Below are 855 nucleotides of genomic sequence, written 5' to 3'. Positions count from 1 at the left end.
TGTAATCGGTCAATACATCTGAGACTGGGGGACCGACTCCGCTTGCATTTTAGCCAAGAACTCCAGGGGCGCCAGCCCCCCCAGGGCCATGTGGGGCCTGCGGTGGTTGTAGTACGCCAGATAAGCGTCCAGCTCGGCCTGCAGGCGCACAAGCCCCCTTGGCAAGGGCAGGGTATAAAACTCGTCGCGGAAGGTGCGCTGCATCCGCTCCACGTGCCCGTTGAGCTTCGGGCTCCGTGGGGGCAGCACAAAGAGCCGGATTCCCAGGCTCCGGCAGGCTTCCTCAAACTCGGCCATGAACTCGCTCCCCCCGTCCACCTGGACGGCCCGGATGGGGAAGGGGGCCTTGGTCACGAGGGCGGAGAGGAATCCCGCCGCCAGGTTGGCCGTGGCCCTGGTGTGCACCTGGGCCAGGGAGAAGCGCGTGACCAGGTCCAGGGCCGAGAAGTGCTTGACCACCTCCCCGGGCCCTAGGGTCACGGTGAGGGTGTCCAACTGCACCAGGTCCCCGGGCGCCCTGGCCTCGTATCCCCGGGGCTTCCTCTGGGCGTAGGGCCTCTGGGGTCTTGGCCTCCCCTTGCCCCGCCTCGCCCGGGCCAGGAAGGCGGCCACCCTTTCCACCTGCCCCCTGGCTTCCAGATGGGCGAGGATGCGGCCCACGGTGCGCTCGCTCACCGCAAAGCCCTCCTTCCTTAGGGTCAGCCAAATCGGCCAGCGGCCCCAGGTGGGGTTCTCCTTCCTTAGGGCTTCCACCCGGATCAGCAGATCGGAAGACCAGTAAATCCTCCTCCGCAAGCGCTGAGGACGTCTTGACCGAGGCTTAAGACCGGCAAGGCCCTCTTCCTTGAGGCGTTT

General features: G+C 66.3%; 1 protein-coding gene. It reads right to left on the bottom strand.

Going from position 1 to position 855, the window contains the following annotated elements:
* Positions 1 to 9: 9 nt before the first annotated feature.
* A partial coding sequence (locus L0D16_RS12340; RefSeq protein ID WP_423247876.1) for an integrase core domain-containing protein occupies positions 10 to 855 on the bottom strand: 846 nt, incomplete at its 5' end.

Origin of the sequence: Thermus altitudinis (assembly GCF_022760835.1) — a bacterium.
In the GTDB taxonomy this organism is placed as follows: domain Bacteria; phylum Deinococcota; class Deinococci; order Deinococcales; family Thermaceae; genus Thermus; species Thermus altitudinis.
This window is presented reverse-complemented; position numbering and strand designations above follow the sequence as displayed.